The organism is Gracilimonas sp., assembly GCF_031581265.1.
Lineage (GTDB): Bacteria > Bacteroidota > Rhodothermia > Balneolales > Balneolaceae > Gracilimonas.
Window position 1 is genome coordinate 19,827 of record NZ_JAVLBQ010000002.1, and the last position, 14,676, is coordinate 34,502.

At 40.3% G+C, this 14,676-nt stretch carries 15 protein-coding genes and 1 tRNA gene; 7 read left to right on the forward strand and 9 right to left on the reverse strand.

Annotation, left to right across the window (positions count from 1 at the left end; genetic code table 11):
* Nucleotides 1-265 precede the first annotated feature (265 nt).
* The 9 genes from RI561_RS01125 to RI561_RS01165 form a co-directional block, all read right to left on the reverse strand.
* On the reverse strand, nucleotides 266-1,402 hold the full coding sequence (locus RI561_RS01125; protein WP_395078372.1) for a Fic family protein: 1,137 nt from the start codon (nucleotides 1,400-1,402) through the stop codon (nucleotides 266-268).
* A 294-nt stretch (nucleotides 1,403-1,696) separates the two neighbouring features.
* A tRNA-Arg gene (locus RI561_RS01130) sits at nucleotides 1,697-1,770 on the reverse strand.
* Nucleotides 1,771-1,904: 134 nt separating this feature from the next.
* Complete coding sequence (gene queA, locus RI561_RS01135) at nucleotides 1,905-2,906, reverse strand: tRNA preQ1(34) S-adenosylmethionine ribosyltransferase-isomerase QueA (RefSeq protein ID WP_395078373.1); 1,002 nt, start codon at nucleotides 2,904-2,906, stop codon at nucleotides 1,905-1,907.
* Nucleotides 2,907-2,921: 15 nt separating this feature from the next.
* Entirely contained in the window at nucleotides 2,922-3,572 is a 651-nt protein-coding gene (locus RI561_RS01140; RefSeq protein ID WP_395078374.1) for a hypothetical protein, read from the reverse strand.
* Nucleotides 3,569-5,497 (reverse strand): 1-deoxy-D-xylulose-5-phosphate synthase, encoded by a 1,929-nt coding sequence (gene dxs, locus RI561_RS01145; protein ID WP_395078375.1) that lies wholly within the window; start codon nucleotides 5,495-5,497, stop codon nucleotides 3,569-3,571. The genes RI561_RS01140 and dxs overlap by 4 nt, the downstream gene beginning before the upstream one ends.
* Nucleotides 5,498-5,506: 9 nt before the next feature.
* Nucleotides 5,507-5,713, reverse strand: a complete 207-nt coding sequence (gene xseB / locus RI561_RS01150; protein ID WP_395078376.1) for an exodeoxyribonuclease VII small subunit — start codon at nucleotides 5,711-5,713, stop codon at nucleotides 5,507-5,509.
* Between the two features lie 133 nt (nucleotides 5,714-5,846).
* Complete coding sequence (locus RI561_RS01155; protein ID WP_395078377.1) at nucleotides 5,847-8,252, reverse strand: DNA internalization-related competence protein ComEC/Rec2; 2,406 nt, start codon at nucleotides 8,250-8,252, stop codon at nucleotides 5,847-5,849.
* A 138-nt stretch (nucleotides 8,253-8,390) separates the two neighbouring features.
* Complete coding sequence (locus RI561_RS01160; protein WP_395078378.1) at nucleotides 8,391-9,533, reverse strand: PQQ-dependent sugar dehydrogenase; 1,143 nt, start codon at nucleotides 9,531-9,533, stop codon at nucleotides 8,391-8,393.
* Nucleotides 9,534-9,563: 30 nt separating this feature from the next.
* Nucleotides 9,564-10,022, reverse strand: coding sequence for a thioredoxin family protein (locus tag RI561_RS01165; protein ID WP_395078379.1), 459 nt, complete (start codon nucleotides 10,020-10,022; stop codon nucleotides 9,564-9,566).
* Between the two features lie 150 nt (nucleotides 10,023-10,172).
* Between RI561_RS01165 and RI561_RS01170 the strand changes: the two genes are divergently transcribed.
* The 7 genes from RI561_RS01170 (at nucleotide 10,173) to RI561_RS01200 (ending at nucleotide 14,673) form a co-directional block, all read left to right on the forward strand.
* Nucleotides 10,173-10,394 carry a hypothetical protein gene (locus RI561_RS01170; protein WP_395078380.1) on the forward strand — a complete coding sequence of 74 codons (222 nt, stop codon included), beginning with the start codon at nucleotides 10,173-10,175 and terminating at the stop codon, nucleotides 10,392-10,394.
* 221 nt (nucleotides 10,395-10,615) lie between these two features.
* Nucleotides 10,616-11,032, forward strand: a complete 417-nt coding sequence (locus RI561_RS01175; protein ID WP_395078381.1) for a helix-turn-helix domain-containing protein — start codon at nucleotides 10,616-10,618, stop codon at nucleotides 11,030-11,032.
* Nucleotides 11,025-11,309, forward strand: coding sequence for a hypothetical protein (locus RI561_RS01180; RefSeq protein WP_395078382.1), 285 nt, complete (start codon nucleotides 11,025-11,027; stop codon nucleotides 11,307-11,309). Before RI561_RS01175 ends, RI561_RS01180 begins: the two co-directional genes overlap by 8 nt.
* A 62-nt stretch (nucleotides 11,310-11,371) precedes the next feature.
* Nucleotides 11,372-12,055, forward strand: a complete 684-nt coding sequence (locus RI561_RS01185) for a response regulator transcription factor (protein ID WP_395078383.1) — start codon at nucleotides 11,372-11,374, stop codon at nucleotides 12,053-12,055.
* On the forward strand, nucleotides 12,045-13,364 hold the full coding sequence (locus RI561_RS01190; protein WP_395078384.1) for a sensor histidine kinase: 1,320 nt from the start codon (nucleotides 12,045-12,047) through the stop codon (nucleotides 13,362-13,364). Before RI561_RS01185 ends, RI561_RS01190 begins: the two co-directional genes overlap by 11 nt.
* 65 nt (nucleotides 13,365-13,429) lie before the next feature.
* Nucleotides 13,430-13,693 (forward strand): hypothetical protein, encoded by a 264-nt coding sequence (locus RI561_RS01195; RefSeq protein ID WP_395078385.1) that lies wholly within the window; start codon nucleotides 13,430-13,432, stop codon nucleotides 13,691-13,693.
* Nucleotides 13,694-13,701: 8 nt separating this feature from the next.
* Nucleotides 13,702-14,673: a TolC family protein gene (locus RI561_RS01200; RefSeq protein WP_395078537.1), complete on the forward strand. Its 972-nt coding sequence runs from the start codon at nucleotides 13,702-13,704 to the stop codon at nucleotides 14,671-14,673.
* The last annotated feature ends 3 nt before the right edge of the window (nucleotides 14,674-14,676 follow it).

The following is a 14,676-nucleotide window of genomic DNA, read 5'->3' on the forward strand; positions in this document are numbered from 1 at the left end:
GGTTAAAAATATTCTATGATATAGCAACCATTCTTAAAGATCCTTTCAATAAAGATAAACTGATAACCCATGATGGAGAATTGGTAATCAATAGGATACTTGAATATGCGATTGGACAAAAAATGTTTTAAAGGACGCCATGCGTTTTTCTGAAATGAAGGGTAAAGTCTTACTGGAATCAGAATGGCTTTAATCCGGAATGAAAGGGCGCGGATGTACTATAATATGTACCCAATTATGTATCAGCTACATTTTATAGATTAAACTATTCTCTAAATTTCTTCAGGTAAGGATAAAATGAGTATGATCTATTCCTACTCTGTCCAGTCCTCTCCTTTAAAATACCAGCATCCTCAAAACTTTTCACAAGATCACCCGCAGCTTTTGCGCTTAAATCACAGACCTTTTGGACCTTTTTAATTTCAACCACAGGTTGTCTGAATAAGTATTCGAGTAACGTAAATGCAGAATCAGTTCTTCGGCCCCAGTTATCTTTTATCTGAACTTCCAATTCATTTTTTAACAATAGAATTGAACTTAAGGTGTTTGAGGCGTCAATTGCAGTATCTCTAATTCCAACTAAAAAGAACTTAATCCAATGAGCCATGTCATTCTTTTCACGAACTCTCATTAGGTTGTCATAGTAGGTCCCTTTGTGCTTTTCGAAAAATTTAGAAAGATAAAGCAATGGTTTATCAAGAATCCCATTACTGACCATATAAAGTGTAATAAGTAGCCTGCCAATTCTCCCATTACCGTCCAGGAATGGATGTATTGTTTCAAATTGATAATGAACCATTCCAATTTTAATTAAGTCCGGAACATTTAGTTGATCATTATGAATGAACTTTTCAAGGTCACTCATTAGATCATTTACATGTGGATGATCAGGTGGAATAAAAATGGCATCTCTAAGTGATGCCCCACCAATCCAATTTTGAGTATTTCTAAATTCTCCAGGTTGTTTTCTCTCTCCACGAACTCCGTCCATTAAAATCCTATGTGTATCACATATCAACCTGGTTGATATGGGCAGGTTCTGTAATTCCTCAATCGCTGTATTCAAAGCTTTTGTATAATTTTGGACTTCTTGCCAGTCATCTCTTCTTCCCGGAGCAACATGTTCTTCATCAAGTAAAGCCTCATCGAGATTTGTTTGAGTACCCTCTATTCTACTTGAGACTACCGCCTCTGTCGTAACATGTAATAGGATGAATAAATCAATGTTTGGAACTAATCTTGCGAAGGAATTTAGCTCCCCAAGCTTCATGGAGGCTTCTTCCAGTAACTTATTTATCGATGCTTGCTCCCATTTCCACGGAAGATTGATAGAATTGGGAAGGTAATATTCATAATCTCTGCCTGTACGTCTACTGCCCCAGTCGTAAGTTTCTATATTCATCTTTAATTTACTTTTAGAGTTTAAAATAAAATATAAGATCTCTTTTTTTACTTTCCTACTATAGATGTGAATAATTTTACTTTTATGTGGATAAAGTAAAATTCAGAAACCTTAAGTTAATTTTCGGATGTCGGAGACTAAAAAAGGATGCTTAAGAATGATGATAATAATGACACTAAGAGACATGACAAGAGATTCGGGAATCAATTCTGTTACCCCATTGTTACCCCGAACCAAAAAAAGCGACTCAAAGAGCAATTTTAAATACTCTGTAAGTCGCTGTTTTATTTAAAGTACGCCCGGGAGGATTCGAACCCCCAACCTTCTGATCCGAAGTCAGACGCTCTATCCAGTTGAGCTACGGGCGCAGGTGTTTAAATTATCAAACACAAAACATTCAATAATGAATGTTGATGCATTCGATTCAATATTTCAAAAGGGCATCAAATATAATAAGAGTTGAGCTCAGAAACATCTAAATCCGCGAGCTGATTTTTTGCGATTAAAGAATGAGCATGGCATCGCCAAATGAATAAAATCGATACTCCTCTCGGATGGCATGTTCATAGACCCGTTTCATTTCATCATACCCCATCAGTGCAGCAACCAGCATGAGGAGTGTACTTTTGGGAAGGTGAAAATTGGTAATGAGTGCATCCACGGATTTAAATGAATATCCGGGAGTGATAAAGATATCGGTTTCCCTGCTTTGTGGGGTAAAGTGTCTGTTCTCATCTGAGGCTGTTTCTAACACGCGAATACTGGTCGTACCGACAGCAGTTATATGTTGGGCCGCATTTAGCTGCTGGCAGGTATCAGACCCAAGCTGAAACCACTCGCTATGCATGTTGTGTTCCTGAATGTTTTCCGTCTTAACCGGGGCAAAAGTTCCCAACCCAACATGAAGGGTAACTTCGGTTTTTTTGATTCCCTCTTCTTTAAGTTTTTTAAGTAATTCATCGGTGAAGTGAAGTCCGGCCGTTGGAGCTGCTTTACTGCCTAAATCTTTGGCATATACCGTTTGGTATTCATCTGCCAGTGATTCGTCTTGTTCAATGTAAGGAGGAAATGGGGTGTGTTTGTAAGGGGCTAATTTTGGATCATTTAAATCGCATGACAAAGTCAGCCTTCGTAGACCATCCTCTTCAATGCTCAGAACTTTTGCTGTAATCCCATCTGCTAATTTTACTTCACGGCCTTCCTTAAATTTTTTGCCGGGCCTCACCATCGCTTCGATGGTATTATTGTTGCTTACGGATGTTACAAATAATTCCTTTTTTCCGTCCTCAAAAAGCAATCTGCACTTTTCAACTTTGCTATTGTTGACTACCAATGTTGTGTTATTGGGAAGATAATCTGTGAGATTGTAGAAGTAATCATCCCGGATGGTCCCTTTGCTACGGTCATAAACCAAAAGGCGAGCGTGATCTCTCGGATTGGCCGGTGATTGTGCTATTAATTTTTCAGGAAGATCATAATCAAAATCGGAAAGAGTGTATTTCATTTCCCGTTCAACACCTTAGTCTAAGTTTATTTCAAAGAAATTAGCTTGTTTTGGTTCTACCTTAACTCTTAGAATTTTCAGGATTTCTTCTTCATTAGCAACTATAATATCTAGACTATCTGATATTACAAGGTTTCTTCCATTTGATCTCGAAAATGATTCTCTAAATGGCAAATTAATAGACTCCAGTACAAAGGCTCCTGACTCATCAGTCGTTGTAAATGGGATCATAGATGGTATCAAGCTATCGGGTCTGCTCATTGTTAAAAGCCCCGCTGAAATTGGGCCAAAATCACCTGAGACCTCATATCCAATAATACCATTGCTTAACAAGGAATCAGGAATTGAAATTTTATTCACTCCCCTTGAAAGGCGTCCATCTAAAAACGTAGAAAAAGGGTCATTTTCTCCATACCTAAATAAATTTCCAACGTATTCACCTGAAGTTTGCACCTGTATATCCAAAGAAATTTGTTCTAAGTTATTTATTAAAAGTCCACCGGGATCAAATACATGACGTACATGAATGTTTGCATTACCAACCGGTTCTTCATTTAATAAAACCACGCCTTCAATATCCTCAAAATTAGGAATTGAATAATCTTTCAAGCAGGCTGATAACCCTATCAATAAAAGTACTAATGCAACTAATTTAATTTTATTCACAATCCTACCTTTTTGTTTAATTTTTCTTTAACCATTTCAATTAGTCCGGTTACTCCTATGCCAATTTCTTCATGCAGTTCTTCTTGGGTACCGTGTTCTATTATACGATCAGGAATGCCCATTATTTTAAGTGTGGGGCGATTTGATTTCTCAGCAATATATTCTGCAACAGCACTTCCAAATCCACCAAGCTTTGCTCCGTCTTCCAACGTTATGATATGATCGTAGGTCAGACAGATTTCGTCAATTAGCTCTGTGTCAAGGGGTTTAGCAAATCGCATATCAAAGTGACCTATTTCAATACCTTCGTCAGATAGAATTTCGGCAGCTTCGGTGGCATACTTTCCAATAGGACCAAAACTCAATACTGCCATATCTTCTCCTTTTCTTAGCTCTATGCCTTTGCCAATTTCAATGGGGTGAAATTCTTCCCTAATCTCCATTCCCGTTGCCCGGCCCCGGGGGTAGCGAATAGCCCAGGCTCCTTCACTAAAATTTGATGCCGTGAACATCATATCTCTTAAATCCTGTTCATTCAAAGGAGATGAGATAACCATGTTTGGTACAGCCCGCATGTAAGAAGTATCATATGCTCCATGGTGCGTTGGGCCATCAGCACCTACCAATCCGGCACGATCTATACAAAATACGACCGGTAGTTTTTGAATGGCTACATCATGAACTAATTGATCATATCCTCTTTGTAAGAAAGAAGAATAGATTGCACAAAATGGTTTCTTTCCTTCGGAAGCCAAACCGGCGGCAAACGTAACCGCGTGCTGCTCAGCTATACCCACATCGAATGATCGCTCAGGAAAGGTATTCATCATTGGCCACAAACTGGATCCGCTGGGCATGGCGGGCGTCATGCTTACAATATTTTCATCTTTTGCTGCTAATTCTACCAATGCTTCCCCAAATACATCCTGGTATTTCGGAGCCGGCTTAGGGATAGCAGGTTTAGGTTCCACCAACGATTTCCCTGTAATTTTATCAAAAGGACTGCTTGATGCATGCCATTTTGTTTGTTCCCGTTCGGCCGGGGCAAACCCTTTTCCTTTTACTGTGACGATATGGAGTAATTTAGGGCCTTTAACCTCTTTGAGATCTTCCAACATTCTCCTCAAACCGTCTACATCATGTCCGTCCGTTGGTCCATAATATTTAAAACCAAGTGACCTGAATAACGATCCCGGAGTTAAAGCTGCCATCATAGCTTTTTCAAGGCGAGATGCAATCTTGCGCATCTTTTCCCCGGCTGATTTGAAGTGTCCCAGCATATCGTACATTTCATCCCGCATTTTATTAAAAGTCTTACTGGTGGTGATGTCCGCTAAATATTCTTTGAGTGCGCCTACATTAGGATCAATAGACATATTGTTGTCGTTCAAGATCACTAAAATATCGCTGTTCATTGCACCGGCATTGTTCATGGCCTCGAAAGCAAGTCCGGCTGTCATGGCTCCATCACCAATTACTGCAACTACTTTCTTATCTGATTTATCCAAATCTCTGGCTACAGCCATACCTAAGGCAGCTGAAATTGAGGTACTGGAATGGCCTACACCAAAAGTATCGTATTCACTTTCAGAGCGTTTTGGGAACCCTGAGAGCCCGCCATATTGCCTGTTTGTATGAAATTTCCCCCGACGACCAGTTAATATTTTATGGCCATAGGCCTGGTGACCAACATCCCAAACCAACAAATCTTTTGGAGTATCATATACATAATGGAGGGCAGTAGTCAGCTCAACCACTCCCAAACTGGCCCCAAAATGTCCCCCATGTACAGAAACCATATCAATAATAAATTGACGGAGTTCATCACATACATCCTGAAGCTGCTCGGGTTTAAGCTTTTTAAGGTCAGCAGGAGAATCTATACTGCCAAGCAGTGCTCCCGGTTTTGGCTTGCTACTCTCCATATATATTGGTTATTGCTGCGTGTTTGCCTCGTTTACTTGGTCAATACGAAGCTCAGCTTGCTCAAGTATCTCAGTACAAAACTTAGACATTTTAACGCCTTCTTCGTATAGTTTTACGGAATCCTCTAATGTAATCTCTTCTTCTTCAAGTTGTTCCACTATCGATTCCAATTTCTTTAAAGCTTCTTCAAAGCTGAGTCGTTCCTTTTTTGCCATTAAAAATTTTTGGGGCTTTTGATTCTAAATACTTTTTAGCCCTGAATAATACCGGTTTTTATGCGAAAATACACACTATGAAGAGTCTCTGATTATTCTTATCCGGATACGCTCTTTTTAAATTCTGTCCTATTCAATACCAATGTACTCTATTGATTTTAATTCCATCTGATTCCAAGACGATCGCCTTTTCTCTGCTGGTGAATAATAAATCTGCTTCCGTCTGCCCCAGCCTGTTTAATGCCTCTCGGTGTGGATGCCGAAAACGGTTGCTTTCAGCAAGAGATATAATTGCTAATTCCGGAGTTACTTCTTGTAGAAAAGAAAGACTGGAGCTTGTCCGGCTTCCGTGGTGGCCCACTTTTAGTACGTCTGTATCCAGTAAATTTCCGTATTGTTGAAGTATGCGCTGCTCCTGATGTTCTCCGGCATCACCGGTAAACAAAAACTCTGATTCACCATAAATAGCGTGAAGAACAACAGAATGTTCATTGGGATCAGAATTATGAATTTTCCCATCTGGTCCTAAAACTACCATCAACATGGTTGGATCAATTAATAGCGAATCACCGGCAGTTAAAGGCTGAACAGGTATTGCTTTTTCAGAAGCCTTACGGAGGTAATTTTTATACAGGTTGGAATCGTAGTTGTACCCGGAATTATAAATAACTTCAACTTCAACTCCTTCCATTAAATCGATGATACCACCAATATGATCAGCATGGGGGTGACTCAAAATAACAGCATCCAATTTATTAATTCCTTTGGATTTTAAATGAGGAAGTATCACTGAATTCCCGCTATTGTACCCGGGCGACCAAACCCCGACATCAATAAGAATATGTTTTCCCTGGGGCGTTTTCATTAACGCCGCGTCACCCTGGCCTACATCGAAATAGGTTACCGTGAGTTTACCCGGCTGCACCTTCTCTATCACATTCAAAGACAAAAGCACGCATAATGAAGCCATAATCCCAATGCTTAATTTCCACCTCATTGCAGGAATGTGCCAGGCTGATATAGCAAAAATCAGAAAAAGCCAGAATACAAATATAAATCCTGAGTCCAGTGACGCGTTCATCCAGGCCCAATCCCATCCTGAAGCTGAGGTCACAAAATCATTCATCCAACTTAAAAATTTCAAGGATGGATAGTTTACAATAAAGCCAACAGTCGAGGTCAAACTTGTTGCTAAAAGCGCGATTAAAGAAAGGGGGACAACTACACCAAGCAAGGGAACGAATAGCGCATTGGCCAGAGGACTGACTAAAGAAATTTCACCAAAATAGAATACTTGCAGAGGATACAATCCAAACTGAACAACAAGGGAAACAATAACTACCATCAGGGGCTTTCCATACCAACGAACTCGCACCCAATACGGAAGCTTATTCTGGATAACCGGCAACATTAACAAAATAATCAAGACTGCTGCAAATGATAACTGAAATCCTATTTCAAATAACTGAGCCGGGTCAACTATAAGCAATACTATGGCGGCAGCGGCTGTCAGATTGATAGAGTCATTAATGCGATGAAAAAGTTTACCGTAACTCAGAAAAACGGCCATAACTGAGGCCCGCATCACCGATGGTGAAAACCCTGTGATTCCCGCATAATAAATCAGCAAAATTATAAGCAACGCCAATCCAATTTGACTTCCATATTTTTTGGTCCAGAAATATGGAATGATAATCCAGAATGGAGCTACTATAAAACCAACATGTAATCCTGAGACCGCCATAATATGCGACAAACCTGCACGGGCGAAAGCTGTTTTCGATTCTGAACTTAAATCCTGTTTATATCCTACCAGCAGAGCCTTGGCAATAGGTGCTGTTGTTTCATTAAAATTTTTATCCACTAAATCCAATGCTTTTTCCCTCCACCAGATCCATTCCAGTACTTCGGTATTTGAGGTAACTTTCAGCAGTGTATTCGCCTTTATTTGTACTGATATACCTTGTGTTTTGAGGTACCCTTTATAATCAAAATCTTCCGGATTTCTTTTTTCTGAAATGGGGATGAGAATACCTGTAATTTCAACCTCATCACCGAGGGTTGGCTGTTGATTTAATTCATCTGCGAGGATTCTTGATTTGTAGGCTTGATCAGTTTTTACATCCCCAACCTTCGTTTCTTCCACCTTAAGATCCCACCTTATTTTGCCTGCCGAGGTCCTCGACATAGATTGAACGTTGCCCGAAACCTGAACCTCTTCCCAATCTGAAATTTGTAATAGTTGTATCGTTTCGGAATCATCACTTTCAGCTTGTATAGACGTTCTAAACATTCCGAAGCCAACAATAATGAGCATAAACAACAGGGAAGCTATATTTGGCCAAACTATACTTATATGCCGATTATTCCACCATTCAGTGAGTAAATAAATTCCAGTCAGCGAGCCAAATAAAATTATGTTTGTATATACAGAAAGCTCAAGATATTGATATAGCAAGATCCCAGCTATCAGCAAAAGTGCAATTCTAACTGCCGGATATCTGCTAAACGGGAATCGGTATTCTGAACGACGCTCCATACTTATAAGAGCGATTTAAAACCAATTCCTTACAAAAAAATTTAAAGGTGGGGAATTTTATCTCTCACAGATATAAAAAACCCTCCAAGGATTCTAAATACTTAGAGGGTTTGCTTTTAATCCTTTTCTTGAAAAAAATTAACTTTCAGTAGGCACTAACCTATATACACCATCCCCTTCAGCAGTAAAATAGATGTAGCCGTCCGGTCCTTCTTCTATGGCACGAATCCGTCCTACTCCTTCAACTAATCTGGTTTCACTAACAATATCATTTCCTTCCACATCAAGATGGGCGATGTAGGAAAACTTCAGTGAGGCAACTAAAAGGTCGCCTTCCCAGCCGGGATATTTGTCACTGGTTACGAAAGTCATACCGGCAGGGGCAATAGAAGGATCCCAGTATAAAACGGGCTGTTCCATTCCGGCCATGGCAGTATCTTCAGCAAATTCGGTTCCACTGTAATTGATACCATAACTGATCACCGGCCATCCATAGTTGTTGCCGGGTTCAATAATGTTGACTTCATCTCCTCCACGAGGTCCGTGTTCATTAGCCCAAACCACTCCGGTGTTAGGATTCAAAGCCATGCCTTGAGGGTTTCTGTGTCCGTAAGAGTACATAGCGTCCAACCCATCCTCTCCTACAAATGGATTATCCTCGGGAATGCTTCCGTCATCATTCAGTCGATAAATTTTTCCTCCGTCTATGTTAATATCTTGAGGAAGAACATCTCTGTTTCCACGATCGCCGATGGAGAAGAACATATATCCATTCTCATCAAAAACTATTCGTGAGCCGTAATGCTGTCCTCTTGTTGAATTTGGTTCGGCCTTATACAGCAATTCGTTATCAACTAAGGCTTCACCTTCCAATTTCGCTCTTACAATTGCCGTATTACTACCTTCTCCCTCTCCTTCACTGGAAGCATAGGAAAAGTAAATCCATCCGTTTTCTTCGTAGTTGGGGTGAAGTTCAATATCTAAAAAACCACCCTGTCCGTTTACCTGAAGATCAGACGGAATTCCCTCAGTTATTTCAGCCACTATTTCACCGCCACTTGCTTTGTATAATTTTCCTGATTTTTCAGTGATCAACATATCTCCATCGGGCAGAAAAGCTATTCCCCATCCAATTTGGATGCCTGAAACTACTTTTTCCGCTTCCACCGTTAAATCACCGGCAGGTTCTTGTGGTTCTGTTTCTCCTGCTTTTCCATTGCAACCAACCACAATCAACACAGCGGAAAGCAATAATCCCATATTTGTAACCATTTTCTTCATTCTCATAGTTTAGTCCCTGTTATTTATGTTCTATTGATATAAAAACTGTCTGAATTCATCTACGCCCATATAGCCTGTTTTTTTCTTGATAACGTTTCCTTCCGCATCTAAGATCAATGATGTGGGAAACACATAAGCCCCTTTACTTTGGGCAAATTCTTTGGAACTTACTTGCTTGCCGTTGAAAGTGATGGGTTCCTCGGAATTTCCATCCAGTCGAACCGGAATATAATTGGCGTCCATTACTTGTCGGACGGTAGAGTCCGGGAAAACTTCGCGATCCATGGCACGACAATATTTGCAGCCTATTTCAAATACATCTACAAAGATTTGTTTTTGGGAGGAAGCAGCCATCTGCTGCGCCTCATGAATAGGCACCCAATCCGGTGAATTATCATTCACAGTGGGTTGAACATTGGAAAGTGAATAGTATAGGAAAATCCCTAAAAAGGATGCAATCACTCCAATAATTATGACTTTTTTCTTCATTACAATACGCGCGTTTAAAATTATGGCTTCTAAAATACGAAAAGTTAGTAACAGGTTGGTAACGAACGAATTTAAAAGCGGTTAAAGTTCTATAGCTAAAAAAAGATTTACTTAACTTACCGAAAAGTGAATTGTTGTTTAAAATTACAGATGAAAGAAGTAGCATCATATAAACTCGGAAGCGTTCAGGTTACCATCACCGAAACTGAAAAACCCAACAGGTTAAAAGTGGAATGCTTTGATGGTGAATATCACTCCGAATTCACAGTAAGTGAATATGAATTCAATAACTACCGGCGACTGATGAATCAGCGTATTACCCAGGCCTACAAAAATGCCGAAGAAGATGAGGATAAAAAAGAAGAGGATTGATAGCTTTACTCATCCTGAAAAACAGTAACTGAAGGGCATAAAAAAGGCCGACCTTTTGGGTCAGCTGCTTTGAATTTTGAGTAACTGCCCTCAATATACGGCGGAAAGGGTATGCTGACCAAATCTAATTTCTTTTGTATAACTAATAGAAAGTAATGTGAAATTATTCTTAGTTTAAGGTGTGTTAATAACAAATTTTCATCATTCAATTTAGAGACGTAATGCCTAAGACTATTGGAGATTTAACCCTGTATTCGGTAGATGATCTGCACGAACAGCTTGGAATTTCGAAAATGACGCTCCGAACCTACCTCCGTGAAGGACGTATTCGTGGTCGTAAATTGGGAGTGAGCTGGTACGTAACGGAAGAAGCCATACGCGAGTATTTTGATGAACCTCAGCCCGATTCCGGTTCCACCCAAAAAAAGAAGAAAAGCAGTAAAAAGTACCGGTATATTGTGCAGGGCATCAACGACCTGGTGAGTGAAACCGAAGAATGCGAAACCATTGAAGAAGTAATTACCACCCTGAACGAGCAGGCTATCATCAGTTTGTTCCAGGTGCGTATCGTTGATCGTGAAACCGACGAGATAACCGAAATTATTAAAGCCAGAGACTTTTTAGACGAACATGCTTAAACTGAAAGACACCGGACTGGAGGAGTTTTCCTTCGGCGACCAACCGGACGACAAATTTTATGTATTGGTAAACAAAAAAATCAGTCCGGATGGAATAGATGTGGACAGACTCAGCAAAGCCGATCCCCGAAAATTTGATTCTATTCTGAATGACATGGGCTGCATCCTGATGTTAAATGGAGTGGAAGTCACTGAACTGTGCATGCGTGGGGAACTGGATAACGAAAACTTGCATGAGAGTATGTACGAGTTGGCTAAGGATGAGGGGATGACCTAAATTCATCTTCTCTACATTTTTCAGCATTATTTTAGAAGCACTTTCTAATTTACCCTGATTGTATGCGTGCTTTAGTTGTTGAAGACGAACAGCTCCTCAACAAGGAACTGAAGGAACAGTTGTTGGAGGAGCAGTTTACCGTGGATACTGCAGTCGATTTCCCGAAGGCGGAAACATTGCTGATTGGTGAGATCTATGATCTCGTATTATTAGATCTGAGTCTTCCCGGGGGCGATGGATTGGATCTTTTGAAGCAGATCAAAAGCTATGATAAAGATACGACAGTGATCATTTTAACTGCCCGCGGTGAAATTGACGATCGCATAAAGGGACTGGAACTTGGAAGTGATGATTACCTCTCCAAACCTTTCGCCATGGCTGAGTTAAGAGCCCGCATTCATGCTGTTTTGCGTCGAAAATTCAAGATTAATGATAATGAAATCACTATCGGGAAGATTTCACTTCACCTTGATCATATGCAGGTTTATTATGACAAAAAGCCGATTGGCCTGACAGATACTGAATATAAAATGCTGCGTTACTTGTTTCTGAACAAGAACAAAGTCGTCACCAGAATTGCCCTATCAGAACACATTTGGGGGAACAAGGTTGATGACCGTTTTTCACTCGACTTCATCAATTCTCACATGAAGAACATTCGGAAGAAGCTCGCAAACTCTAACGCTCCCGACCTCATCGAGACAGTATATGGCGTTGGATACAAGTTGGCGGCTCATGAAGCTTAATAGTAAAATCCTGATCAGCAACGCATTGCTTTCCCTGTTCATGCTGATAGTGACCAGTCTTGGGACCTATTATGTGGTTAATACTACTATATATGACGAATTGGATTTTCACCTTCTACAACACAAATTTGATATCCAACAACAACTACAGAAAGACCCTGAGAGTCTTGATGAGATTAGAAAACTCGGTGGGCTTGGATCCTACGAATGGGTTGAGATACATAATTTTGATCAGAGTATTTCTATAGGGTTGAATAATATCTCAACTGTTGACACTGTTCGAAATCCTGATGTTTCTACTTTGGCTGAATCGTACCGCAAATTAACCACCACCCTATCTGTTGGGAATGATATTTACTTGCTTGAGATCTATGAGGAAGTGGCTGCATGGGATAAGATCAGCATGACGGTAATACTCAGTGTACTTGCAGCACTTTTCATCTGGGTGGTTCTCTTATATATTGTCAATCAATTCGTTTTTGGCAAGGTGCTCGCCCCCTTCTATGATACAGTCGACAGGTTGGAGCACATTTCTTCACCCTCCCAGGTAGGTGAACCTTTTCCTGAACCCAACACCTATGAGATAAGGGTATTGAATACTGCCCTGAATACCATGCTGACTCAGATCAAGTCATCTTTTGATGACCAAAGAAAGTTCATTCAAAATGCCTCTCACGAACTGCTTACTCCGCTTTCCATTATCCGGCAGAAAGCTGAAAAAATGATCTCTGATGCTGATAACCTTGCTCCTAACAGCATTGAAAGACTCCATGAAATTCAGCAAACAGCTGTAAGGTTAACCCGGCTAAGTAATGCTTTGTTACTTATCAGTAGGGTTGAAAATAGACAATTTGAGATGGATAACGAGATCGATGTTGCTCAAGTAACGAACCAGGTACTCAGTGAGCTTAAGGATTTTATTCAGATTAAGGATTTGCAAGTGGATAAAGATTTAAATCAAAATATTCGACTTTCCGGTAACAAAGAACTGATTCATTCTGCTTTATATAATATTATTCAGAACGCTATAAAATTTTCTCCTAATGGAGGAAGTGTTCGAATCTATTTAAAGACAAATGACAGTGGTCGAACCATCCTTTCTGTGAGTGATGAAGGACCGGGCATCCCAGAAGATCTGATCCAAAAAATATTTGACCGATTCAAAAAAGGCGAAAATATATCAGATCACAATAACAGTAGTCCCGGGCTTGGCCTGTCTATTGTGAAGAGCATCTGTGAGCTGCACAATTTGGGCTATTTTGCAAAAAATAACGCTGATCGGGGAGTAACTTTCACTCTTATTTTTTAAATCCATTTTCTCTACAGATTCTGTTTTTAGCTTGAGTAGAAATTCAATACTCTAAGCAGATCATCATGTCCCAATCTGTATTACTTGTGGTTCTTACCTTATTTCAAGTCACGCCTACTTTAACTGATACAACAGACCTTTCGACCCTTAGCGTAAAAGAAGCACTTGAGATCGCCTACCGCCAAAACCCTCAGATTAAACGCCTTCAATATCAGATCAGAGCACAACAAAAACAGGAGGTCCTAAGTTTTGGGATTTCTGACCCTGAAATTAGTTACATGAGAGAGGGCATTGCGGGGGTGGTTTTTCTGAACAAAGATGGTCTGTAAAACAAAGTATAGAATTTCCACTTACAGGCCTATACAGGGTAAAGCAAGAACGGTCTACGACACAGTCACTTGAGCTCAACCTTAAGGATCTTAAAAACCAGGTTAAAGCAGATGTTAAATCAGCCTATACCCAACTCGCTTATGCTCTTCAGTCCGGCAACCTGGCCGGTGAAAGGGTTCAGCTTTTTGAGGATTTAAGAGAAGCTGCCCAGGCCCGAGCCGACATGGGAGAGTCCTCGGAAATTGATGCCATGCAGGCTGATCTTCAGCTTCAGGAGGCGCGCAATAATCAGGAAACCATATTCAAAGAGATCATGAATGCCAGATATGATCTGTTTCAGACCATTGGACTTGATCCGGAGCAACAAACCTACGACATCGGTTTTACAGACACCCTCAGCTATATGATCGTCAATATCAATCAGGATCTGGTCATGGAAAAGCTTCAAGGTCACCCCAAATTACAACAACTTGAACGAGAAATAGATGCTTCCATCTATGGCAAAAAATTGGCAAAAAGCACCTACTTACCAGACCTGAATCTAAGTTATTACCGGCAGGACTTTGGTAACAATTATGACTTTTATGGTTTTGAGGTTGGGGTAAGTATCCCTCTGTGGTTCGCGGCTCGGCAATCACCAAAAGTTCAACAAGCCAACGCCATTCAAAATGCTACAGAATGGAAGTATGAGGATCAGTTACTACTTATCAAAAAACAAGCCGAACAAACATGGCACAGCTACGAATCTGCCCGAAATAACATCGAACGTTTCCGGGAAAATATCCAAAGGAATTCATTGGAGCTCGTTCAAATGACACAGAAAGGATACAGTATGGGCGAGCTGGACCTGCTAACCTTATTAGAAGCTCAGAGAACCTATCTGAGAACGCAGCAAACCTATTACCAAACTCTAAGAGACTATTATTTATCAGTTATTGAACTGGAGCGTTATCTGCAAACTGACATCATTTTTAACTAAAAC

What these genes read in the sequence shown, in the direction of transcription:
- RI561_RS01165 (WP_395078379.1), bottom strand. Translation starts at nt 10,022, where the DNA reads ATGAAGAAAAAAGTCATAATTATTGGAGTGATTGCATCCTTTTTAGGG.
- queA (WP_395078373.1), bottom strand. Translation starts at nt 2,906, where the DNA reads ATGAAATACACTCTTTCCGATTTTGATTATGATCTTCCTGAAAAATTA.
- RI561_RS01160 (WP_395078378.1), bottom strand. Translation starts at nt 9,533, where the DNA reads ATGAAGAAAATGGTTACAAATATGGGATTATTGCTTTCCGCTGTGTTG.
- xseB (WP_395078376.1), bottom strand. Translation starts at nt 5,713, where the DNA reads ATGGCAAAAAAGGAACGACTCAGCTTTGAAGAAGCTTTAAAGAAATTG.
- RI561_RS01180 (WP_395078382.1), top strand. Translation starts at nt 11,025, where the DNA reads ATGCTTAAACTGAAAGACACCGGACTGGAGGAGTTTTCCTTCGGCGAC.
- RI561_RS01195 (WP_395078385.1), top strand. Translation starts at nt 13,430, where the DNA reads ATGTCCCAATCTGTATTACTTGTGGTTCTTACCTTATTTCAAGTCACG.
- RI561_RS01185 (WP_395078383.1), top strand. Translation starts at nt 11,372, where the DNA reads ATGCGTGCTTTAGTTGTTGAAGACGAACAGCTCCTCAACAAGGAACTG.
- RI561_RS01190 (WP_395078384.1), top strand. Translation starts at nt 12,045, where the DNA reads ATGAAGCTTAATAGTAAAATCCTGATCAGCAACGCATTGCTTTCCCTG.
- RI561_RS01175 (WP_395078381.1), top strand. Translation starts at nt 10,616, where the DNA reads ATGCCTAAGACTATTGGAGATTTAACCCTGTATTCGGTAGATGATCTG.
- dxs (WP_395078375.1), bottom strand. Translation starts at nt 5,497, where the DNA reads ATGGAGAGTAGCAAGCCAAAACCGGGAGCACTGCTTGGCAGTATAGAT.
- RI561_RS01125 (WP_395078372.1), bottom strand. Translation starts at nt 1,402, where the DNA reads ATGAATATAGAAACTTACGACTGGGGCAGTAGACGTACAGGCAGAGAT.
- RI561_RS01155 (WP_395078377.1), bottom strand. Translation starts at nt 8,252, where the DNA reads ATGGAGCGTCGTTCAGAATACCGATTCCCGTTTAGCAGATATCCGGCA.
- RI561_RS01170 (WP_395078380.1), top strand. Translation starts at nt 10,173, where the DNA reads ATGAAAGAAGTAGCATCATATAAACTCGGAAGCGTTCAGGTTACCATC.